Origin of the sequence: Rhodopseudomonas pentothenatexigens (genome assembly GCF_900218015.1) — a bacterium.
GTDB lineage: Bacteria > Pseudomonadota > Alphaproteobacteria > Rhizobiales > Xanthobacteraceae > Rhodopseudomonas > Rhodopseudomonas pentothenatexigens.
Genome location: NZ_UFQQ01000011.1, coordinates 3,786 through 27,308, shown reverse-complemented (window position 1 = coordinate 27,308; position 23,523 = coordinate 3,786). Strand labels below are relative to the sequence as shown.

Here is a 23,523-nt window from a genome sequence, read left to right as displayed (position 1 = left end):
GCGTGACCGTTGGCCGCACGTTCGGGCGCAGAAATCGGCAAGACGCGATTGGATTCGGAAAGACAGCATGGGCCGATCCCGTAAATCTACGGGCACGTTGAATTCCGGCCGGGCGGCAGCCCGGCCTGGAGCCACACGATGATGCTGAGAAACACAATTGCCAGTCCACCCGCGGCTTATGCCCAGGCCCTGCCGCGAATGAGCGCAGCTGTCGAGGCGGGTCGTCCTCTCGTGCTGATCGTGGACGACGACGCCGATGTACGTTCCGCTTTGTACGAGTTGCTGCTGTCGGTCGGACTGGACTCCGCCAGTTTCGCCACCACTCAGGAGCTTCTGCGCACCAAGCTGCCCGATAGGCCAGGGTGTCTGATCCTCGATGTTCGGATGCCGGGGATCAGCGGGCTCGATCTGCAACAACGCCTGATCCGCAGCGGCAACACCAAGCCGATCGTATTCCTGACCGGCCACGGCGACATCGCCATGACGGTGCAGGCGATGAAGGCGGGTGCGGTCGACTTTCTCACAAAACCGGTGCGCGACCAAGCCCTGCTCGACGCCGTCGGCAACGCGATCGAAAAGGACATCGCGCAATCGGCCGTCGCGTCGCGTGTCAGAGAAGCGAGCGAGCGCTTCGCCACGCTCACCCCGAGGGAGCGACAGGTGCTGCGCGAAGTCGCCAAGGGCCGCCTCAACAAGCAGATCGCGTTCGACCTCGGCCTGAGCGAGATCACCATCAAGCTGCATCGCGGCAACGGCAGCCGCAAGATGCAGGCGCGCTCTGCAACCGAGTTGATCCGCATCTGGGAACTGCTGCCGGAGGAATTGCGCGACGAGCGGGGCTAAACCACGGGATAGGTACCAGCCAGTGGTGGATGAGCAGATGGTCCTCGGCGATGCCACGTTCTACGAACCGTCTGCTCAAGGGCCTGCTCGTTGCCGTTGTCGACGACGACGAGTCCGTGCGCGAAGCATTGTGCGATCTACTTGCGGTCATGGACATCCGTTGTCACGCGTTCGATCGAGCGGAGGCATTCCTGATGGACGATGGGGTAGGCGCATTCGATTGCCTCATCACCGACGTGAGGATGCCGGGCTTGAGCGGCCTCGATCTGCAAGACCGGCTGCGACGGATCTCTCCCTCGACACCCGTGATTTTCATCTCCGCAGATACAAGTGCCGCGACGCGTGCTCGCGCGATGACCGGCGGAGCGGCCGCATTCCTGGTGAAGCCGGTCGACGGCGCCGTGCTCTACGGTCACCTGCGCGCCGTCCTCGATCCGGGAGGCGGTGGTCCAGCCGGGCCCTCCGATGAGTAGTCCTTTCGGACAGCGGTCCGGCACGACCTGTGTTCCGGCGGGAAGCCAACGCCGCCTGGATGTCGCCGAACTGATCGGCGCACGTCCGTCGGCCGATGAAGCGAAGGCGTTTTCGGCGAGCACCGAGGACGCGATCGCCAGCGAGGAAAAATATCGTAGCCTGATGCAGCATCTTCCGACTGCTCTGTGGCAGGTCGACTCCCGGCGCACCGGCGAAGTGTTTGAACGCATGCGCGCGGAGGGTGTCCGCGACATCGCGGCGTTCTTTGAGGACAATCCGGATTTTGTCGAGTTCGCCAAGGACGTCGTGGTCGTCTCCGAGGTCAACCGCGCCGCGGTGACGTTGTTTCACGCCGCACATCCCGGCGACCTGGTCAGGCCGGTGCGCTATTTGTTCGAGGCCGATCCCGATCTCGCCAAGAGGGTGATGGTGGCGCACTTCAACGGGTCGCGGCACTTGATCGAGGAAACCCGGATGTTGGCGTTCGACGGTGCGGTGATCGACGTGCTGTTCTCGGTCACCTATCCGCGGCCGCCTGAACAGCTCGACACCACCTTCATCACTATTCAGGACATCAGCGCGCGTTTGAACACCGAGCGCCAATTGCGTAAGCTGCAGGCCGAATTCGCCAGGGCCGCGCGGATTGCCACGCTCGGCGAATTGGCGACGTCGATCGCTCACGAGATCAGTCAGCCGCTTACCGCGATCGTATCCAACGGCGAGGCCAGCCTGCGCTGGCTGGCGCGCGGAGACCACGACTGCGACAAGGTGGCCCAACTCACCTCGAAGATCGTGACCAATGCGCGCCGCGCCAGTGACATCATCCAGCGCATGCGCGGCATGGCGGCGAAGCAAGAGCTGGAGAATGGACCAGTCGATCTCAACGATGCGGTCCAGGAAGCGCTGATGTTCATCGGCCACGACGTCGAGTCGAAGACGATCGTGGTGACGGCGGTCGTCGACCCCGACCGGCCTATAGTCATGGCCGACCGCATTCAGTTGCAGCAGGTCGTGATCAATCTGCTGATCAACAGCGTCCAGGCTCTGGTCCGCGGCGGAGCTCACGAACGCGGCCACATCGAGGTGCGCACCGGCTGCGACGGCAACGGCTTTGCCAGCGTCAGCATCGCCGACAACGGTCCCGGCATCGCCGAGGCGGACCTCGACCGGGTGTTCGACAGCTTCTTCAGCACCAAGGAGTCCGGTCTCGGTGTCGGCCTCGCGATCTGCCACACCATCGTGGCGGCGCATGGCGGCGAGATCCGCGCGACCAACCGGCCGCAGGGCGGCGCGCAGTTCGTCTTCACGATGCCGCTGGCGGATCGGTCGTTCTGCCGAACGCTCTGAGGCGCCGCCTCCGCCCCTCTATTTGTCGCCGCCGTCACCTATGCCTGCGCATAGATCGCCCCGGCCGCCGGCATTAGGACCGTGACCGGTGCGCACGATGGCCGCGTGCGAAACCGGCCGCCATCATCAGAGCGAGTTGTATGGAAGTCGGGAGCCGCCCCGTCCGGTTGGTCCGTCGTCATTCGGGAGACCAGATGTGATAGTTTCGGCCGCAAATTCGAACGTCTCTTCACGTCTCGGATCGGCATCGGACTCGTCCGAGCCGCCCGCGCCGGCGGACGAGATGAAGCGCGTGCTCGGAGCGGCGCCGCTGCGCTTCGCATCCGAACGATCTGGCGGCGCTTTCGCGCTGTGGCGGCATGGCCCGCTGCACGCCGTCGTGGCGCCGATGGCCGACGATGTGGTGATGGCGTATCGCGGCCCGGTCCGCCGGCTTGAACGCCGCGCGGACGGCGCGGTCGCGATCGGCACCTCGCGCGCCGGCGTCGTCACTATCATTCCGGCGGAGTCGAGCGCGCGGTGGGATATCGCCGGCCCGATCGAGGTCGTGCAGCTCTATCTGCCGCGCAACAAGCTGCGCCAGATCGCCGACGAGAACGGCGCAAGCGGCAACAGCCTCGCCGAACGGACCGGCTTCCCGGATCCGATCACGGCTCGTCTGTTGATCAGCGCCGCGGACGTGATCGAGGGCCATGCCATGCTCGACGCGCTGTTCAGGCAGCAGCTCATCGACCTGCTCGCGACGCGCCTGTTGGTGGCGCACGCGACAGCATCGGTCGTGGCGGCGCCCACGCGCGGCGGATTGGCGCCGCACGTCCTGAGACGGGCCATTGACCGGCTGCGCTCCAGCGAGGACGACGACGTCTCGCTCGCCGCCCTCGCCGAGGAGGCCGGCCTGTCGCGCTTTCACTTCTGCCGCGCCTTCAAAGACAGCACCGGCCTGTCGCCGTTCGCCTGGCTGCGGCAGCGGCGGCTGGAGCAGGCGATGGAGATGCTGCGCGACGGCACCCCTGTGGTGTCGGTTGCCGCTGCGCTCGGCTACGCATCGCAGACCGCGTTCGCGGCGGCGTTCAAGAAGCTGACCGGGATGTCGCCGACCGATTGGCGGCGCAACGCGAGCTGACGGCAATCCCGCTGCAGCCGGCGCAATCGCTCTGGCGCAGGCGCGGCGCCGGTTCGCTAAGTCAGCATTCAGACGAAGCAAACGACACGGGAGACCATCGATGTCCAACAGCGCAATGGCCGGCTGGTTGATAGCAACAGCGCGACGCAGGGTCGTCGCGACGACGCTGATCTACGCAGCGTCCCTGACCATCCGCTCCGCCTCGGGCGCAGGCGAGGAGGCGATCCGACTCGCCACGCGAACGGCAGCCCCGCCGCCAATTTCCAGCGTCACGACGACCGACACGCCGGTTGGCAACGCCCCGCTGCGCCGGGCGGATTGCCGCTTGCTCTGCGTTGCGGCAGGCGCGCGGCCGTCCAAGCTGTCCTGCGTACCGTAGGCCGCGGCACGGCTCGCATCATTTCTGCCGACCTCCACCCCTACTAACTGGAGCACGACATGCGCCTTGTCATCATCGGGGCCGGCTTTGCCGGCATGTACGCCGCGCTTTCCTCCGCCCGCCTGCGCGACATCGCGGGCGCTTCGCCGAAGCGCATCAAGATCACCTTGATTGCCCCACAGCCGTCGCTGGTCGTCCGGCCGCGGCTTTACGAACCGCATCCGGATCGGATGACGGCACCGCTCGGCCCTCTGCTCGCCGCGATCGACGTCGACTACGTCAAGGGCTCGGCGCAGACGATCGACACCGCGGCACGCACCGTCGATATCGTCGCGGCGGACGGCGGCCGCACGACGCTGGAATACGACAGGCTGGTGCTTGCGACCGGCAGCCGGCTGTTCAAGCCGAACCTGCCGGGGCTCGCCGAGCACGGCTTCAGCGTCGACAGCTACGACGATGCGGTGGCGCTCGACCGGCATCTACATGGCCTGACGAAGCAGCCGCCATCGGTGGCGCGGAACACGGTGGTGGTCGCCGGCGGCGGCTTCACCGGCATCGAGGCGGCGACCGAGCTGCCTGCGCGATTGCGCGCCATTCTCGGCAACGACGCCAAGCCGCGAGTGGTAATCGTCGAGCGCGGCGAAGTGGTCGGGCCCGACATGGGGCCGGGGCCGCGGCCCTTGATCGAGGCGGCGCTGGCGAAACTCGACATCGAGGCGCGGCTCGGCGTCGGGGTCGCGGCGCTCGATGCGTCGGGAGTGACGCTGTCGGACGGCGCGCGGATCGACGCGGCGACCGTGGTATGGGCGGCCGGGATGCGGGCGGCGCCGCTGACCGCACAGATTCCCGCCGAGCGCGACAATCTCGGCCGCCTGCTGGTCGATCGGCAGCTGCGCGTCCCCGGCGTCGCGGGCGTGTTCGCCACCGGCGATGCGGCTCATGCTGCCAGCGACGACATCGGCAATACCGCGCTGATGTCGTGTCAGCACGCCACCCGCATGGGCGCCTTCGCCGGCCACAACGCGGCCGCCGAACTGCTCGAGCTGCCGACTCGGACCTATCATCAGGAAGCCTACGTCACCTGCCTCGATCTCGGCACTGCCGGCGCGTTGTTCACCCGCGGCTGGGAGCGGGACGTCGAGATGACCGGCGAGGAAGCGAAGACCGCCAAGCGCGAGATCAACACGGTGTGGATCTATCCGCCTTCCGCCGAACGTGCCGCGGCGCTCGCCTCGGCCGATCCAGAACGCGTCACCGCCTTGTAGCGGTAAGGCCTCATTCCAATGCAGGAGGGTCTGCGATGGCGGACGATGCGGAGTTGCGCCCAGCCCGATCGCACCGGGCGCGACTGATTGTCGGCGCGCTGCTGTGTGCCATTGCCATGGCACTAGCGGCGGGCGGCTGGGCGTGGGCGAGCGCGGGCAATGAGGCGTGGACCGACAACGCCTATGTCCGCGGCGACGTGACGTCGCTGGCGCCGAAGGTCGGCGGCTACGTCATCGCCGTCGAGGTCGACGACAATCAGCAGGTGCGTGCCGGCGACGTGCTGTTCCGCATCGATGATCGCGACTACCGGGCGCGCGTCGCGCAGGCCGAGGCCAATGTCGAGGCCGCTTCTGCGCGGCTGGGCAACGTCGATGCCGAAAGCCGCTTGCAACGCGCGCTGGTTCACCAGGCCGAGGCCCAGTTGCGCGCCGCCGAGGCGGAGCGGGTGTTGGCGATCAAGACCGCCGATCGCCGGCGCGAACTGCTGCGCACCAACACCGTCAGTCAGGCCCAGGTCGACGAAACCGAGGCGGGACGCGCCCGCGCTGAAGCGGCGGTCGCCGCCGCCTCAGCCACGCTCGACGCGCAGCGGCTGAAGATCGCGGTGCTCGAGACCCAGCGCGAAGCGGGCGTCGCGGCGCAGGCCCAGGCCAGAGCGGCGCGGGAACTGGCGCAGATCGATCTCGACAACACCGTGATCAAGGCGCCGATCGACGGCGTCATCGGCAATCGCCAGGTTCGCGTGGGCCGTCTGGTCGCGCCCGGCGCCGTGCTGCTCGACATCGTGCCGGTCGACGACGTCTGGCTGGTCGCGAACTTCAAGGAGACGCGGATCGAACACATCGCGCCGGGCCAGCGCGCCAGCGTCACCATCGACGGTTTCCCCAATCAGGTGTTCGACGGCGTGGTCGACAGTCTCGCGCCGGGCAGCGGCTCCGCTTTCAGCCTGCTGCCGACCGACAACGCAACCGGCAATTTCGTTCGCGTCGTGCAGCGCGTCCCGGTGAAAATTCGCCTGATCGGCGCGCCGCTCCCCGGCCGGCTGGTGCCTGGGCTGTCGGCGCGGGTGACCATCGCGCTGAGGCCGTCGTCGTGAACTCCGCCGCCGGCCAGCGGGACAATGCGCCGGCCGACGCGGCGCTGGTCCTCGGCATCGTCTTCGCCGCTCTCACCGAAGCGATCGCCGGAACGGTGCTGTCGCTCGGCCGCGCCGACATCATCGGCGACACTTACGCGACGCCGGATGAGCTCGCCTGGCTAGACGTCGGCTACACCACCGCCAAGCTGATCGGCTTCGTCGTTGCACCGCTGCTGCTGGAGCGCTTCGATGCGCGCCGCCTCGTCGCGGCTGCGACGCTGGCGATGGGAATTGCCTGCGCTGCGGCGGTGGCGACCGCGCAGCTTGAGCTGCTGGTGGCGTTGCGCGTGGTGCAGGGCCTCGCCGGCGGCGCGTTGCTGGTGGCGGGTCAGGTGCTGCTGTTCGCCGCCTTTGCGCCGTCGCGCCAGCCGCTGCTGCAGGCGCTGTTCGCGCTGGGCTCGGTGGTCGCGCCCGCCACGATCGCGCCGGCGCTGCAGGGCTGGCTGCTCGACCACAAGACGTGGAGCTGGATCTTCTTTAGCGTGGTGCCGGTCGCGCTGCTGGCCTCCGGGTTGCTGATCTCCGGCAGCCGGCCGCTACAACCGACCGTCGCGGGCCGGCGCCTCGACGGGCTGGGCCTTGTCTTCGTCGCCGTCGCGCTGTTCTGTGCCACATACGTGCTCGGCCAGGGCAGCCGCTGGGACTGGTTCGGGCAGCCGCGCATCGTCGGGTTGGCGGCCATCGGCGTCGCCGCGGCGCTGCTGTTCGCCGCGCGGCAGGCCACTGCCGGCCCTCGTGCGCTGCTCGATCTGGGCTGCTTCCGCTCGGCCGACTTCGGTTTCGCCTTCGTCGTCAGCTTCGTCGCCGGCGCTGCGCTGTTCGGCAGCGCCTATCTGATTCCATCGTTCGCGGTTTCGCTGCTCGTTTTCACCCCGACGGATGCCGGCCTGTTGCTGCTGCCTAGCGGCGCGCTGTTCGCTGGCTCGCTGTTCATCGCCGCGTTGGTGATACAGGTCTGGCGTCTGCCGCCGATCGCCACCGTGCCGTTGGGAATCCTGATGGTGATGGGCGCGATGTGGATGCTGTCCGGCTCGACCAGCGAAAGCGGCACCGCTGACATGACGCCGGCGCTGCTGCTGCGCGGCTTCGGGCTCGGCTTCCTGTTTCTGTCGATCACCCTGGTCGCGTTCGCCGATCTGGACGATCGCGTACGTGCCTACGGCATCGGGCTGTTCGACCTCGGCCGGCAGATCGGTGGCCTGATCGGAGTCGCCGGCCTGCAGACGCTGATCGACCACCAGGTCGCCGGCAATCTCGTCGTGATCGGCTCGCACGTCTCGACCAGCCTCGTCGCCGTCAACGATCGACTGGGCGCGATCACGGCGCTGCTGGCGGCGCGCGGTATGGAGACGGCGGCGGCATCGCGCGCCGCGGTCGGGCTCCTGAACAAGGCCGTGGCGGCGCAGGCGACCGTGATCGCGTTCGACACCGCGTTTGTGTCCGTCGCGCTGCTGTTCGTCGTCGCGGCGCCGCTGCTCATCTTAGTCAAGATCGCGCTGACCGTCGTGGCCAGGCGGCGCCGCTCCCAAGTCCCAAACCTCGCTTGAAGGAGACTATGCATGCAGCTTGATCGCGTCGTCATCATCACCGGCGGCGGCTCCGGCATCGGCCGGGCCGCGGCGCTCTGCTTTGCCGAGCACGGGGCCCGGGTGCTGGTCACCGGCCGCCGCGCTGGTCCGATCGACGAGACCGCGGCTCTGCACACCAATATCAAGGCACTGGTGGCCGATGCGGCGTCGGCCGACGACGCCAAGCGCACCGTCACCGCCGCACTGGACAGCTGGGGCCGGATCGATGCGCTGGTCAACAATGCCGGTGCCGGCGCGATCCTGCCGCTGGCGGACGTGACGGCGGAGCGGATCGGGCAGATTTTCGCCGTCAACGTCGTCGGTCCGAGCCTGCTTGCCGCCGCAGCGCTGCCGCATCTCGAGGCGACGCGTGGCGCGATCGTCAACATCTCCAGCACGTTTGGTCACAAGCCCGGCGCTGGCCTGTCGCATTACGCGGCCAGCAAGGCGGCGCTTGAACATCTGACACGCTGCTGGGCGCTCGAACTCGCGCCGCGCCGCATCCGCGTCAATGCCGTCGCCGCTGGCCCGACCGAGTCGGACGCGCTCACCGGCATGATGGGGCTCTCCGATGCACAGGCCGAAGCGGTGAAGGCCGACGAACTGGCGCAGATTCCGCTCGGCCGCCGCGGCGTCCCCGACGACATCGCCGCCTGGATCGTGCGGCTCGCCGATCCGTCCGCCGACTGGATCACCGGGCAGGTGCTCGCGGTCGACGGCGGGCTCGGACTGGTGTGAGCGGGCGGTAAGGCACGCGGCGTTCGGCGCAATTGCGCGACACATGCCGCAATCACGCTGGCGCAGCGCGCCGCCACGCTCGGTAACGTGGCCGCCGTGAGATCCACCGAGCAAAAGGAGAACAACATGAATCTCGTAGTCCGCAATCAGCCGCAGCCGGCGCCGATGAAACTGACGATCACGCCGGTCGCCGGATCGGGATCGAAGGAGCCGGTGCCGTCGCGCTACGCCCTGCGCGTCGGCGACATCGACGTGATGGTGATCAGCGACGGCGTGCTGCCGCTGCCGACCGCAATGCTGGCGCACAACGCCGACCCGGTCGCCCGGGCGGCTTGGCTGCTCGACATGTTTCTGCCGCAGGACGCGTTCGACTGGCCGCTGAACGCGGTGGCGCTGCGCAGCGGCAAGCAGACGATCCTGGTTGATGCAGGGCTCGGCCTCGATCCGGACCTGCATCTGCCGCGCGCCGGCCAGTTGCTCCAGCGGCTGGCGGCCGCCGGCATCGATCTGCCGTCGGTCACCGACATCGTGCTCACCCACATGCACATGGACCACGTCGGCGGCCTGCTGATCGACGGCGTGAAGCAGCAGCTTCGCCCCGACCTGCGCATCCACGTCGCCGCCGCCGAGGTCGCGTTCTGGAAGGCGCCTGACTTCTCACGCACCCAAATGCCGAATGGTTTCCCGGACGCGCTGCGAGCGACGGCGAAGAAGTTTCTCGCCGTCTATCGCAAGAATATCTGCACGTTCGTCGATGAGGCAGAGGTGGCGCGGGGTGTCGTCGCCCGCCGCACCGGCGGCCACACGCCGGGTCACAGTGTCGTTCAGCTCGCGTCGAAAGGCGAGCGCCTGACCTTTGCCGGCGACGCGGTGTTTCCGGTCAGCTTCGAGCGGCCCGACTGGCACAACGGCTTCGAACACGATCCGGAAGAAGCGACCCGCGTCCGCGTCCGCCTGCTGCGCGAGGTGGCCGCGACCGGCGAGCCGCTGGTCGCCACGCATTTGCCGTTCCCGTCGATCGGACGCGTCGCGGTCGATGGCGACGCGTTCCGCTGGGTGCCCGCGTACTGGGACTATTAGTTTAGACGAGCGTGAGCCAAGGGTGCAGCTTGTCGCCATCGGCGATGAACCCTTGGCTCTCGTCTCTCGTATCCACAGGGGCCAATGGAGAGCAGTTCAGCTCAACCTTCGGGGTAGGTCCGCTTAGGGTCAATTTCGTCGAACAGCATCGCTCGGACTGCGGTGCATTGTCCGGATCGCTCCGAAACCGGACCCCGGCAAGGGGAAGCCAGATTGCGGTACAACGGCCTGTTCTCTTTCCAGCAAAGGAGAGTGGCTGTGCAGAGCAGCGAAGAAATTGCGCGGTCCGGCCATGTGATCCCGTGGAATAAGGGGAAACTGATTGGGCCCAAGCCGCCGCTCCAGACGAAGCACGTTTGGGCGATCCGGAGTAAGCTTCAGATGGAGAGCGGACGCGCGAACCTCGCGATGTTCAATCTCGGTATCGACAGCAAGCTGCGGGTGCGACCTCGTCACCCGGGCAGAGCGGACCAGCTCTGCCCTGTTCTTTCGGCGCAAACGGGCCAGAAACGCGCATAATCTTAGCACTGCAATCTGTGGCCAAAAGGCGCGCGCCGGGTTCTTGCTCTAACTGCAAGGGAGCGGAACGGCCGACCTGGTCCTCCAAGTCCATCTCCGTCCGGGGACATGAGGGGCGCGATGCGCGTTCCCCAAAACCAAACCTGGCGACTATCTCTTCAGCATCGCGTCGAATGCCTGGTCGAAGCCTTTGAACGACACCGGGATCGAGATCAGCTGATCGGCTGCGTCCCTGAACTGCAGCTTGCCGTTTTCGCTGAGGCCTTTCAGCTTCTTGATCTGATCGTCCTTGATGTCGGCGTCGGCGAAGCAGGCGACCGGGACGCAGCGGCGATACGCGGCGGCGATGCCGGGGTCCTTGTCGTCGACGACGAGGCGCGGGCCGTCGCCGAGCGCGACGTTGATCGGCACTTGAAACACGATCTTCATCGGCGAGGTCTTGCTCTGCTGACCGATCGCGATCTGCGTCACCGGCTGCGGCTGGCCCTTGATCTGCATCGCCTGCGCCATCTCGCAAGTTTTCGCAGCGTCGCGGATGTCGCAGCGCACGGTCCAATCCTGATAGGTCGCGGTGGTGGCCTGCGGGGTCTGCGTATCTGCGATTGCAGCCGGCTTGTCCGGTGCAGCCTGAACCGAGGTCGTCGCCGCGATCGTCAGAACAAACGCCATCATGCCCCAATCACGAACCTTGGCCATCGCACTCCACTCCGTTTTCGTTTCGCGTGTTCACGTCGGCGGATTGTTCGCCGCGTGCGAAGACCCTGTTAGGCGTGGCATCAGGAGAGGACCAATTGAATTTGGAAATAAGAGCTATTGAGTACGCCGATATCACCCGTTGCCGAGTGATGCATCCTTGCACTTGTGCTGACTGCGATATCCGTCGAAGAACGGAGCAGGTAGAGGCGAGGGTGCATGCGCGAGTGGAGTCGTTTCAAAGCAGCGGGCGCGACGGCGTGCTTGATCGCCGCGGCCGCTTGGCAATCGACAGACGCTGCGGTCGCGCAGATCGCTCCGCCGCCGAGTCAGGTCGCGCCTCCGGTCGTGCCGCCCTCTGTGTCCGCGCCGACGCGCATCATTCTGCCGCGCGTCGAAGCCGGTGCCACGATTCCTCCGGGCGCCAAGGCGCTGACCTTCAAGCTCACCGGCATCACCATCGAAGGTGAATTCGAGGAGCTCGCCGCCGAACGCAAGCGGCTTGCCGCACAACTGGTCGGCAAGCGCATCTCCGTTGCGCAGGTGTTCGATTTCGCGACCGCATTGCAGGCGGTGTATTCCCGCGCCGGCTATCCGCTGGTGCGCGTCGTGGTGCCGCCGCAGGAGCTCGGCGCTGCGGCGGGTGTGAAGGTGACGATCGTCGACGGCTTCGTCGAGCAGATCGATGCCAGCAACATCGCCGAGCCTGGACGCAAGGCCGTGGTCGCGGTGGTGTCGTCGCTGATCGACAAGCGCCATTTGACGCAGGCTGAATTGGAGCGGCGCCTGCTGCTGGCCGGCGAGACGCCCGGCATCGTGCTCAACGCGGTGTTCAGCGCGGGCAAGCAGGTCGGGGGCGCGGTGCTGGTTCTGGCCGGCACCTACAAGCCGGTCTCCGCGTCGGTCTATGCCGACAACGCGATGCCTTCGGTGTTCGGCACCGGGCAGGTGGTGGCGAGCGCATCGCTCAACAGCGTGTTCGGCATGGGCGAGCAGATCACCGTGTCGGCCGCCGGATTGCCCGATAGCGATTACACCAGCACGTTTCCGACGCGGCGATATCTGAGCGCGACATTCGCCACCCCGCTGGGCACCGACGGCTGGAAGTTCGACGGCGGCTTCACCCGCGGCATCACCACGCCGCAGGCAGCCTCACTGCTGACGGCGTCGCAGGGCTTCCTGACGCAGGGCTACGGCCGACTGTCCTATGCGGCACTCAAACGCCGCGATGCCGAACTGACGTTCAGCGTACGGTTCGACTCGACCGATGAAGAGATCGAGTCGCTGCTGTTCAGTCCGGCGCTGCCGCTCAGCCTCGATCGGGTGCGGACGGTGCGCGGTAGCGTCGAGGGATTGTGGCGGCTGCGCGAGAGCGGCACCGTGATCGGTTACGGCGCCACCCTGTCGCGTGGTCTCGACGCGTTCGGAGCGCGCACCGCCGCCGACGCCAACCCGTTGCTGCCGCTGTCGCGCGCCGGCGCGGATGCGGTGTTCACCAAGCTGGCCGGGCATTTCGAACTGACGCAGAGCCTTCCGGCCGGCTTCTTCGTGGCGGCGTTCGCCAACGGCCAGACCTCGTTCGACAAGCCGTTGCTGCATTCCGAACAGTTCGATCTGGTCGGCGCCCGGATGCTGTCCGGCTACAGCGCCGGCTCGTTCATCGGCGACACCGGCTGGGTCGTGCGTACCGAATTCGGCCATCCGTTCGCGGTGCCGAACGTGACGGCGGAAGTGACCCCGTATCTGTTCGCGGCCACCGGCGAGCGCATTCTCGCGCAGCCGAGCATCCTGGAAGTCGCCAGCCAGCACGCCTCCAACTGGGGCGCAGGCGTGCGCTTCAGCATGCCGCAGACCGCCGCGATGCCGGTCGACGTGTTCGGCTTTCTCGAAGGCGCCCGCAAGGTCACGGACGACCCGTTTCAGCAGCCCGGCTGGCGTGTCTTCACCGGCCTGTCGCTGCGCTACTGAAACGGTTCGCGACGCCAGTACTCAGGCGTGGAGCGGCGCCGCTGTCGTGATCGCGCGTTGCGCTCACGCGGGAGTTGGGGCGACGTGCTCGTCGATCTGGCTCGGCTCCGGGCGGGCGCCCCATCCCGGATGAATCGCCTGCAGCATGCTTTCGCGCAGCCATCGATGCCCGGGGTCGTGTTCGCTGTTGACGTGCCACATGATGTAGCCGTGCTGAAGCTCCATCTCGATCGGGACCTCGTGCAGATCGAGATGGAAGTTGCCGGCGACTTCCTCGGCAAAGCGCCGCGGCAGGAAGGCGATCAGATCGGTGCGCTCCACCATCGGCGGAATCGACCAGATCTTCGCCGCCGCATAGGGCGTGCGGCGCTTGATGTTCTGGGTGACGTGGACCTTCTCGATTCCCGTCATGCCGCGTAGTTCGCGTCCGATCGTGATCTGCGGCAGCGTCAGAAAGGTCGCGCGATCGAGCGGCTTGGTGATCGCCGGATGGTCGCGGCGGCTGACGATCACGAAGTCGGTCTGGCCGAGCGACTTCACGACGAGATCGGTGGTGTCGACCGGAAACACCGAGCACGCCAGATCGATCGAGCCCTCGCGCAGCAGCTCGGCGAATCCTGCGGTCGGCTGAATGCACTCGATCTCCACGCCCGGAGCTTCCGCCGCGACGACTCGCACGATCGGCGGCATCATGATCGGCTCGTAAGGATCGGTGATGACGATGCGAAACTGCCGCCGATAGGTCGATAGATCGATGCTGCTGCCGGCGACAAATTGTCGCCCGATCACCGACAGCGCCTCGCGCACCGGGCCGATCACTTCCTGCGCCTTCATCGTCGGCTTCAGTCCGCGCGATTGCCGCACGAACAGCGGATCGCCGATCAAATCGCGCAAGCGGGCGAGTGCATTCGACACCGCAGGTTGACTCATGCCGAGCCGTTCGGCCGCGCGGCTGGTGTTCTTGGTGGCGTACAGCGCCTCGAAGATCACCAGAAGGTTAAGATCGATGGTTCGCAGGTTAATGGGCATTAGTCGAGTACGTTCAATCGGTTGTCGGTGCGAGAGAGGTGAAATCAGCGAGCCGAATGAAAGCTATACCGATTTTCAATTTCTCATCACCGGCACACTATTCCACAAAACTCGCACTGTAAGAAAATTTTAGTGATCCCTCCGATGCGCGGCGTGTCGCCGCGCCGTCCGAGGGAGGGAAGGCGACAATGCGTTCGGCTCGGTCAGTCAAGCGTTCGGCGATTTTGCAACCTCGTGCCCGCGCGGCCGATAGCAGAGGGTCGCGCTCGCGCAAGATCGTGGCGGTGGTGGCGGCCACCGCGCTGGTGCTGACGCCGACTTTGTCGATGGCGCAGCAACTGCCCAGCGGCGGCAGCGTCGCCGCCGGCAGCGCGACGATTAGTTCGCCGAACGCCGCGACCCTCAACATCAACCAGTCGTCCGACCGGGCCATCATCAACTGGAATTCGTTCTCGGTCGGCCAGGGCGGCACCGTGAACTTCAATCAACCCGGTGCATCATCGGCGACTCTCAACCGCGTCACCGGCGCCACGCCGTCGAGCATCGCCGGGTCGATCAACGCGCCCGGGACCGTGCTGCTGGTCAATCCGAACGGAATCGCCATCACCCCGACCGGCACCGTCAATGTCGGATCGTTCGCGGCCTCGACGCTGAACATCAAGGATTCCGACTTCATGTCGGGCAACTACACGTTCAGCGGCAACGGTGCCTCTGCGGCTGTCACCAATGCCGGACGGATCAATGTGTCCGACGGCGGCTTCGCCGCGCTGCTCGGCGGCCAGGTCGCCAATGACGGGCTGATCTCGGCGCGGCTGGGCAAGGTCGGGCTTGGCAGCGGCGAATTGATCACGCTCGATCTTGCCGGCGACGGCTTCCTGTCGGTCGCGGTGCCGACCAGCTCGCTCGGCGGAATCGTCGGCTCGGACGGTCGTCCGTTGGTGTCGAACAAGGGCAAGATCATCGCCGATGGCGGCACCGTGCATCTCAGCGCCGCGACCGCGGCCGGTCTGTTGCGCGATGCGGTCAACGTGCCGGGCACGATCCGGGCGAATTCGGTCGGCACCCGCAACGGCAAGATCATCATCGGCGGCGGTGCAGGCGGCAAAGTGCAGATTTCCGGCAAGGTGACCGCGAGCGGCGGCAGGACTGCGCGGGGCGGGTCCATCGACGTCTCGGGTGCCAAGGTCGCGGTGTCCGGCAAGGTCAAGGCGAGCGGCACGACCGGGGGCCGCATCAAGATCACCGGAACGGAGTCGGCGAAGGTTTCCGGCGAAGTCGCGGCCAAGGGCAAAACCGGCAGTGGCGGTGTCGTCGTGATCACCGCCAAGGACGTCACCATCGAGTCGTCCGGCAAGGTCGACGTCAGCGGCACCAGCGGCGGCACGCTGCTGATCGGCGGCGACTATCAGGGCGGCGCCAACGCCGCCAACAACTTCTCGACCGATCCGGTCGCCAATGCCGAGACCACGACCGTCGCCGCGGGCGCGACGCTGAGCGCCGCCGGCACCAGCGGGCAGGGCGGCCGCGTGGTGGTCTGGTCCGACGACTCGACGACCTTCGCAGGTGCGCTCGATGTCTCGGGCCAGGGCGGCGCCGGCGGCTTCGCCGAAGTCTCCGGTCACCGTCTGCTCGACTTCTCCGGCACCGCCAATCTCGCCGGCACCACCGGCGCCGGCACGCTGCTGCTCGATCCGCGCAACATCACGATCTCGAACGCCACCGGTTCGGGTGGCTCACTGTCCGGCGGCACCTACACTCCGTCGGCCGACGATTCGGTGCTGAACGTCGCCACGCTGCAGGCGGCGCTCGCCTCCGGCAACGTCGTCGTCACCACCGGTTCGACCGGATCGCAGGCCGGAAACATCACGGTGGCGAGCGCCGTCTCGTGGACGAGCGGCAGCACCCTCACCCTGACCGCCGCTAACAATATCGCCATCGACGCGGCGATCACGGCGACCAGTGGCGGGTTGACCATCAACGCCACCAACGGCGTCACCGCGACCGGCGCCATCAATGTCGGCACGTTCACGCTGCAATCGGGCGCGTGGGTGCAGAACGGCAGCACATTGCCGGGGTTCGCGGCGACGAACTTCAGGATCAACGGCGGCTCGTTCCTGCGCGTCACCGGCGGCGACGGCACCGCCGCCACCCCCTACCGGCTCGCCGACGTGTACGGCCTGCAGGGGATCGGCTCGTCGACGGCGCTGCGGGCGGCCAATTACGTTCTGGCCAACGACATCGACGCCAGCGTCACCGCAACCTGGAACAGTGGCGCCGGATTCGTGCCGCTCGGCAAGGTCGGTACGGAATTCAAGGGCAGCCTCGACGGCGCCGGCCACGTTATCGCCGGGCTCGTCATCAATCGTCCGAGCGAGGACGATGTCGGCCTGTTCGGGTATGTCGGCAGCGCCGGATCAAGGTTCAGCAATCTCGGCGTCGTGGACGCGCGGGTCACGGGCCGGAACCACGTGGGCATCGTCGCAGCAGACAGCTACGGAACGTTCGACAACGTCTGGTCGAGCGGCGCCGTCTCCGGTGCCTATCAGGTGGGCGGTCTCGTCGGTTATGCCCACGCGACCATTTCCGGCTCCCATTCGGACGCCACCGTGACGGCCACGGGAGACGGCGTCGGCGGCCTCGTCGGGATGTCGGCCTCGACCGCCGCCATGGTGACGGGGTCGTATGCGACCGGCGCCGTCAGCGGGGCCGGCTATGTCGGCGGCCTCGTCGGCCAATCCGCCGGCCCTATCGAAAACTCCTTCGCGACCGGAACCGTGTCCGGCACCTCGAACTTTGTCGGCGGACTGGTGGGGTACACAGACACCGGTGTCACGATCACAAACACCTACGCGACCGGTGCCGTCAACGCGTACAATCGCGCCGGCGGTCTCATCGGCTATTTCGGCGGCAGCACGGTCAGCAACTCCTTCGCGAGCGGCTACGTCACCTCCTCGGGCGCGTCGCGGGGCGGGCTGATCGCGCAATTGGGGGCGGGCACCATCACGAACTCCTACTGGGACACCCAGACGAGCGGCCTGTCGACGAGCGACGGCGGCACCGGCGTCACCACGGCGACCCTGCAGGCGGCGGTGCAGTCCGGATGGGACACCGGCATTTGGGGCATCGTCGCGAACCGCAGCTATCCCTATCTGAAGAGCTTCTGGTCCGGCACGCCGCAGGTGGTGTCCGGCACCGTCCAGTCGTCGAACTTCACTAGCTTGGCCGGCGAGCGTGTCTCGTTGCTGATCAACGGCAACAGCGCCGGATCGACCTCCTCGGGCGCGAATGGCTACTACAATCTGCTGATCGCCCCCGGCACGATCACCGGCAACAGCCAGCTGGTGGTCTACACGACCGGCGCCAACGCGGGCCTCACCCACCAGCAGAACGTCTCCGGGCCGGTGGCCGGCGTCAACGTCGCGGCGAGCTATCTCCGGCAGACCACCCAGGTTACCACGCTGTCGGCGCTCTCGGCCGGCCTCGCCGCCGCGATCGGTACCTCCGGCGTGTCGACCACCTATGCGAACCGATCCATCGGCGCGAACGGGGCGAGCTTTACCATCGATCAGGCGATCACCCAATCGGGCCTGCTGATCATCTACACCGTCGGTGACCTGACACAGACCGCTGGTGCATCGATCACGGCGGCCCGGCTGGCGTTCTCGGCTCCGTCGGGCGCGAACGTCACCTTTCTCGATCCCGGCAACTCCGTCGGTAAGCTACAGGCCGTGGCCATTGGGGCCGGTCGGCTCGCCTTCTACAGCAGCAGCGATCTCACTCTCGAACAGTCCATCACGGCGAACGGCGGCCTGCTGATCCAGACCGCCGGATCCTTGACCCTGAGCGGAACGCTCGCATCGACTGCGTCGGGCGACGCCGCCGTGCTGGCCGCCGGAACCACGTTCAAGAATCAAAGCGTCTCGAACGCCATCTCGGTGCCGAACGGCCGCTGGCTGGTCTACTCGGCCGCGCCGACCGGCAATACGTACAACAATCTCGACAGCGGCAACGCCGCGGTCTGGAACGCGACATACGCCGCCAACGCGCCCTCGACGATCGCGTCGGGCAATCGCTACGTGTTCGCCTATCAGCCGACGCTGACCTTCAGCTCGACCGACGCGTCGAAGTATTACGGCGCGACCGCCGACGTGTCGTCGTCCTACACGGTGACCGGCGCCAGCGCCGGCGTCAGCGGGGCGTTCAAGGCCGACACGCTGTCGTCGCTCTACACTGGCACGCCGGTTCTCTCGTCGGTCGGCGCCGCAGGCACCGCGACCGTCGCCGGTGGCCCGTACCTGATCGACATCGCGCAGGGCAGCGTGGCGTCGACCGGCACCTATGCGCTGAACTTCGCCAGCACTGGTCATTTGACGGTGAACAAGGCGTCGCTGATCATCTACGTGTCGACCGCCTACAAGACTTACGGCACCAGCTACACCGGCTCGTCCAGCGCTTATTCGGTCTCCGGCCTGCAGAATTCCGATGGGGTGTCGTCGGTGAGCTTCGCCAGCGCCGGTGCCGACGCGAGCGCGGCCGTCGGCACCTATGGCCTGACTGCCAGTAATGCCCAGGGGCAGGGCCTGTCGAACTACAATGTGCTCTACGCCGACGGCAATCTGGTGGTCAGCAAAGCGAGCCTGACCATCACCGCGTCGAACGGCTCCAAGGTCTACGGCAGCAATCTCACTTTCGCCGGCACCGAGTTCACCGTGTCCGGGCTGAAGAACAATGACGCGGTGGCGTCGGTGACGCTGACCAGCAGCGGCGCGGCCGCAACCGCCAACGCCAACAGCTACCAAATCACCGCCAGCAACGCGACCGGGACCGGGCTGTCGAACTACCTGATCTATTACAATGCCGGCTATCTCAGCGTCACCCCGGCGCCGCTGACGATCACCGCTAACGACCGCTCCAAGACCTACGGCAGCGCGCTGCCGCTGGGGTCGACTGATTTCACGTTGTCGGGCACCTTGTACAACAACGACAAGGTCGACGGCGTCACCTTCACCAGCGCTGCTGCGGGTGCGGCGGCGGCGGTGGGCTGGTCGACGATCTACGCCAACAATGCAACCGGCACCGGGCTTGCCAACTACAGCATCAGCTATGTGACCGGCAAGCTGACGGTGAATCCGGCGCCGCTGACGATCTCAGCCAACGATGCGACCAAGACCTATGGGGCCGCATGGGGAGGCGGAGGGTATTCGGTTTCAGGCGCGCTCTATAACGGGGACACGATCAGCGGGGTGTCGCTGTCGAGCGCCGGAGCGGGTAGCGCGGCGAATGTCGGCACCTATGCGATCGCCGCCAGCGGTGCGACCGGCACCGGTCTCTACAATTACGCCATCACCTATCAGCCGGGGACGCTGACGGTGAATCCGGCGCCGCTCACCATCACGGCCAACGATCAGAGCAAGATCTACGGCGCGTCGCTCGACCTCGGCTCGACCGCCTATACGGTGACGGGCAACCTGTACAACGGCAACAAGGTCAATTCGGTGACCCTGGCGAGCGATGGTGCGGCGGCGGGCGCAGCGGCGGGTTCGCATGCGATCACGGCGAGCGCGGCGCAAGGCGACGGTTTGTCGAACTACGCCATCACCTACGCCGACGGCACCTTGACGGTGAACAAGGCGACGCTGATCATCTATGCCGGATCGGCGAACAAGACCTACGGCACGACCTACAGCTCGACCAGCAACTTCGTTGCGTCCGGTCTCCTCAATGGCGACAACGTGAACAGTGTCACGCTGTCCAGCGCCGGTGCTGCGGCGACCGCGACGGTCGCCAGCTACGGCCTGACGCCGAGCAACGCGCAGGGAACAGGTCTGTCGAATTACAACATCTATTATCAGGCGAGCACCCTGCAGGTGTCGCCGGCGACGCTGACGATTACCGCTGCCAATGCGACCAAGACGTATGGCACTGATCTGTCCTTCGCCGGCACCGAGTTCACCACGTCCGGGCTGACCAATGGTGACACGGTGTCGGGGGTGACGCTGAGCAGCGCCGGCGCCGCAGCCAGCAAGGGGACCGGGAGCTATCAGATCACCGCCAGCGCGGCGACCGGAACCGGATTGTCCAACTATCTGATCTACTACAATCCCGGTTCGCTGAACGTCACGCCGGCGCCGCTGACCATTACCGCCAACAGTCAGTCGAAGACCTACGGCAGCGCCATCTCACTCGACAGCACGGCATTCACCGTGACGGGTACGTTGTACAACAACGACAAGGTCACGGGCGTCACGTTGTCGAGCTTTGGCACCAATGCCACTGCGGCCGCAGGCGGATCGACGATCTATGCCAGCAATGCGACCGGGAGCGGGCTGAACAATTACAGTATCACCTATGCCACGGGCTGGCTGACGGTGAATCCGGCGCCACTCACGATCACGGCCAACGACGCCAGCAAGATCTATGGTGCCGTGTCGGGGATGGCTGGCTATTCGGTGACGGGATCGCTGTATAACGGTGACACGTTGACGAGCGTAGCGCTGTCGAGCGCCGGAGCTTATGGTACGGCCGGCGTCGGCTCGTACAGCATCAGCGCCAGCGGAGCAGCGGGGACGGGGATCTACAATTACGCGATCACCTATCTGCCGGGCACGCTCACGGTGAATCCGGCGCCGCTCACCATCACGGCGAACGGCCAGAGCAAGGTTTACGGCAACACGATCGATCTCGGCTCGACGGCCTATACGGTGAGCGGATCGCTGTATAATGGCGATAAGATCAACAGCGTGACGCTCGTGAGCGACGGTGCGGCGGCGACGGCGGCGGCCGGATCGCATGCGATCACCGCGTCGGCGGCTCAGGGCAACGGCCTGTCGAACTACGCCATCACCTATGCGGACGGTGCTTTGACGGTGAACAAGGCGACGCTGATCGTCTATGCGGGCATGGCGAGCAAGCTCTATGGCGACACCTACACGTCGACCGCCGATTTCACCACGTCCGGCTTGAAGAATGCCGACAAGGTGACCGCGGTGACGCTGGGCAGCGCGGGCGCGGCGGCGACTGCGGGGGTCGGGAATTACGACCTGATCGCCAGCGCCGCCATCGGCAGCGGGCTGTCGAATTACGCGATCAGCTATCAGCCTGGAACGCTGCAGGTCAGTCCGGCGATCCTGACCATCACGGGCACCGATCTGTCCAAGGTGTACGGTTCGGCGCGTTCGTTCAGCGGTACCGAGTTCACCTCGACCGGCCTGGTCAACGGTGACACCGTCGACACGGTCAGCCTGAGCAGCGCCGGCGCGGCCGCGACGGCCAACGTCGGCAGCTATCAGGTTGCGGTCAGTGGTGCGGCCGGAACCGGTCTCGGCAATTACCTGATCTATTACAATCCGGGCAATCTGGCGGTGACCCAGGCGCCGCTCACGGTGACGGCGCTCGACCAGCACAAGACCTACGGCACCGATCTGGCGCTGGGGTCGACCGGGTTCTCCACGACGGGCACGCTGTTCAACGGTGACAAGATCGACGGGGTGACGCTGCTCAGCGGCGGCGCGGGCGTGTCGGGTACTGTCGGGACGTATGGGTTGACGGCGAGCAACGCGGTCGGCAGCGGGCTTTCGAACTATGCGATCACCTACGCGGCCGGCACGTTGACGGTCGATCGGGCGCCGCTGACGATCACGGCCAACGATCGGACCAAGACCTACGGCGAAATGCTGACGTTCGTGCCGAACGGCTACACCGTGACCGGTTCGTTGTATAACAGCGACACCATCAATGCGGTGAACCTGGCAAGCGCCGGCGTCGCGGCGACGGCGAATGCTGGCGGCTATGCCATCACGGCCGGCGGGGCGCAGGGCGCCGGGCTGGAGAATTACGCGATCACCTATGCCAGCGGTTCGCTGACGGTGAACAAGGCGGACCTGACGGTGACGGTGGCGAATGCCACCAAGACCTATGACGGCCAGGCGTTCACGGGCGGCAACGGCCTCAGCTATGCGGGCTTCGTCAACAACGAGAATGCCTCGGTGCTCGGCGGCACGTTGACTTATGGCGGCACGGCACAGGGTGCGATCAATGCGGGCGGCTACACGCTGACGGCATCGGGCCTGACCTCTTCGAACTACAATATCAGCTATGTAGCCGGCGGGTTGACGGTGAACCGGGCGGTGATCTCGGCGATCGCGGTCGCCGACGACAAGGTCTATGACGGGACCACCACGGCGACCGGTTCGATCGTCGGGTTCAATGGCGTCGTGCAAGGCGACGCGGTGAACGTCGGCGGTTCCGGGACCTTCGTGTTCGCCGATGCCAATGTCGGCTCCGGCAAGACCGTGGCGGTCGGCGGCCTGACCCTGAGCGGCGCGGATGCCGGCAATTATATCCTCTCGACTACCGCCAGCTCCTCGGCGTCGATTACGCCGGCGACGCTGACGATTGCCTCGCCGGGCAGCGTGGCCGGCAGCAAGGTCTACGATGGCACCACATCGGCGGCCGTCACCGGCAACGGCACGCTGGCTGGCATGATCGGCGGCGACGCCGTCAGCCTGCTGCTCGCCGGCACCACTTATGCGGACAAGAACGTCGGCACCGGCAAGACGGTCACCGGCAGCTACAGCCTGACCGGAGCGGGAGCCGGCAACTACGTGCTGTCCTCGACCGGCTTCACCGGCGCGGCCGATATCACACCGGCAACGCTGACGATCGCGTCGGCGGGCAGCGTCGCCGGCAGCAAGGTCTACGATGGCACCACGTCGGCAGCCGTCACCGGCAACGGCACGCTGGCGGGCGTGCTCAACGGTGACGCTGTCGGATTGCTGCTCGCCGGCACCACTTATGCCGACAAGAATGTCGGCACCGGCAAGACGGTCACCGGCAGCTACAGCCTCACCGGGGCGGGTGCCAGCAACTATGTGCTGGCCTCGACCGGCTTCACCGGTTCGGCCGACATCACGCCAGCGACGCTGACGATTGCCTCGGCAGGAACTATCGCCGGCAGCAAGGTGTATGACGGCAACACGTCGGCGGCCGTCACCGGCAACGGCACGCTGGCTGGCGTGATCGGCGGCGACGCCGTCAGCCTGCTGCTCGCCGGCACCGTCTACGCGGACAAGAACGTCGGCACCGGCAAGACGGTCACCGGCAGCTACAGCCTCACCGGGGCGGGTGCCAGCAACTATGTGCTGGCCTCGACCGGCTTCACCGGTTCGGCCGACATCACGCCAGCGACGCTGACGATTGCCTCGGCAGGAACTATCGCCGGCAGCAAGGTGTATGACGGCAACACGTCGGCGGCCGTCACCGGCAACGGCACGCTGGCTGGCGTGATCGGCGGCGACGCCGTCAGCCTGCTGCTCGCCGGCACCGTCTACGCGGACAAGAACGTCGGCACCGGCAAGAC

General features: G+C 66.5%; 14 protein-coding genes. 12 read left to right on the top strand and 2 right to left on the bottom strand.

Features of this window, described 5'->3' with window-relative positions:
* The first annotated feature begins 141 nt into the window (after nt 1-141).
* The 10 genes from DWA33_RS11885 (at nt 142) to DWA33_RS11840 (ending at nt 9,956) form a co-directional block, all read left to right on the top strand.
* Nucleotides 142-843, top strand: coding sequence for a response regulator transcription factor (locus DWA33_RS11885; RefSeq protein ID WP_167443201.1), 702 nt, complete (start codon nt 142-144; stop codon nt 841-843).
* A 29-nt stretch (nt 844-872) separates the two neighbouring features.
* On the top strand, nt 873-1,316 hold the full coding sequence (locus DWA33_RS11880; RefSeq protein ID WP_208639119.1) for a response regulator transcription factor: 444 nt from the start codon (nt 873-875) through the stop codon (nt 1,314-1,316).
* The gene (locus tag DWA33_RS11875) at nt 1,309-2,664 is read left to right on the top strand and encodes a sensor histidine kinase (protein ID WP_114358309.1); all 1,356 of its coding nucleotides are present in this window, start codon (nt 1,309-1,311) and stop codon (nt 2,662-2,664) included. Before DWA33_RS11880 ends, DWA33_RS11875 begins: the two co-directional genes overlap by 8 nt.
* A 199-nt stretch (nt 2,665-2,863) precedes the next feature.
* Nucleotides 2,864-3,787, top strand: coding sequence for a helix-turn-helix transcriptional regulator (locus tag DWA33_RS11870; RefSeq protein ID WP_244601283.1), 924 nt, complete (start codon nt 2,864-2,866; stop codon nt 3,785-3,787).
* Between the two features lie 100 nt (nt 3,788-3,887).
* Entirely contained in the window at nt 3,888-4,166 is a 279-nt protein-coding gene (locus tag DWA33_RS24910) for a hypothetical protein (protein ID WP_147270238.1), read from the top strand.
* A gap of 59 nt (nt 4,167-4,225) precedes the next feature.
* A complete protein-coding gene (locus DWA33_RS11860; protein ID WP_114358307.1) occupies nt 4,226-5,431 on the top strand; it encodes an NAD(P)/FAD-dependent oxidoreductase in 1,206 nt (401 codons plus the stop codon).
* A gap of 35 nt (nt 5,432-5,466) precedes the next feature.
* Nucleotides 5,467-6,528, top strand: coding sequence for an HlyD family secretion protein (locus tag DWA33_RS11855; protein ID WP_114358306.1), 1,062 nt, complete (start codon nt 5,467-5,469; stop codon nt 6,526-6,528).
* Nucleotides 6,525-8,117, top strand: a complete 1,593-nt coding sequence (locus DWA33_RS11850; RefSeq protein WP_114358305.1) for an MFS transporter — start codon at nt 6,525-6,527, stop codon at nt 8,115-8,117. The genes DWA33_RS11855 and DWA33_RS11850 overlap by 4 nt, the downstream gene beginning before the upstream one ends.
* A gap of 12 nt (nt 8,118-8,129) precedes the next feature.
* The gene (locus DWA33_RS11845) at nt 8,130-8,876 is read left to right on the top strand and encodes an SDR family NAD(P)-dependent oxidoreductase (RefSeq protein WP_114358304.1); all 747 of its coding nucleotides are present in this window, start codon (nt 8,130-8,132) and stop codon (nt 8,874-8,876) included.
* A gap of 165 nt (nt 8,877-9,041) precedes the next feature.
* Nucleotides 9,042-9,956 carry an MBL fold metallo-hydrolase gene (locus DWA33_RS11840; RefSeq protein WP_430707892.1) on the top strand — a complete coding sequence of 305 codons (915 nt, stop codon included), beginning with the start codon at nt 9,042-9,044 and terminating at the stop codon, nt 9,954-9,956.
* Nucleotides 9,957-10,625: 669 nt separating this feature from the next.
* On the opposite strand, the gene DWA33_RS11830 is transcribed toward DWA33_RS11840, so the two are convergent.
* Nucleotides 10,626-11,171, bottom strand: a complete 546-nt coding sequence (locus DWA33_RS11830) for an invasion associated locus B family protein (protein WP_114358302.1) — start codon at nt 11,169-11,171, stop codon at nt 10,626-10,628.
* 357 nt (nt 11,172-11,528) lie between these two features.
* Here DWA33_RS11830 and DWA33_RS11825 point away from each other — a divergent pair, with 357 nt between their 5' ends.
* Nucleotides 11,529-13,136: a ShlB/FhaC/HecB family hemolysin secretion/activation protein gene (locus DWA33_RS11825; protein ID WP_167443195.1), complete on the top strand. Its 1,608-nt coding sequence runs from the start codon at nt 11,529-11,531 to the stop codon at nt 13,134-13,136.
* A 63-nt stretch (nt 13,137-13,199) separates the two neighbouring features.
* Here DWA33_RS11825 and DWA33_RS11820 read toward each other — a convergent pair whose 3' ends face one another.
* A complete protein-coding gene (locus DWA33_RS11820; RefSeq protein WP_114358300.1) occupies nt 13,200-14,165 on the bottom strand; it encodes a LysR family transcriptional regulator in 966 nt (321 codons plus the stop codon).
* Between the two features lie 284 nt (nt 14,166-14,449).
* On the opposite strand from DWA33_RS11820, the gene DWA33_RS11815 reads away from it, so the two are divergent.
* Nucleotides 14,450-23,523, top strand: a 9,074-nt coding sequence (locus DWA33_RS11815; RefSeq protein ID WP_167443194.1) for an MBG domain-containing protein, incomplete at its 3' end; no start/stop codon positions are given.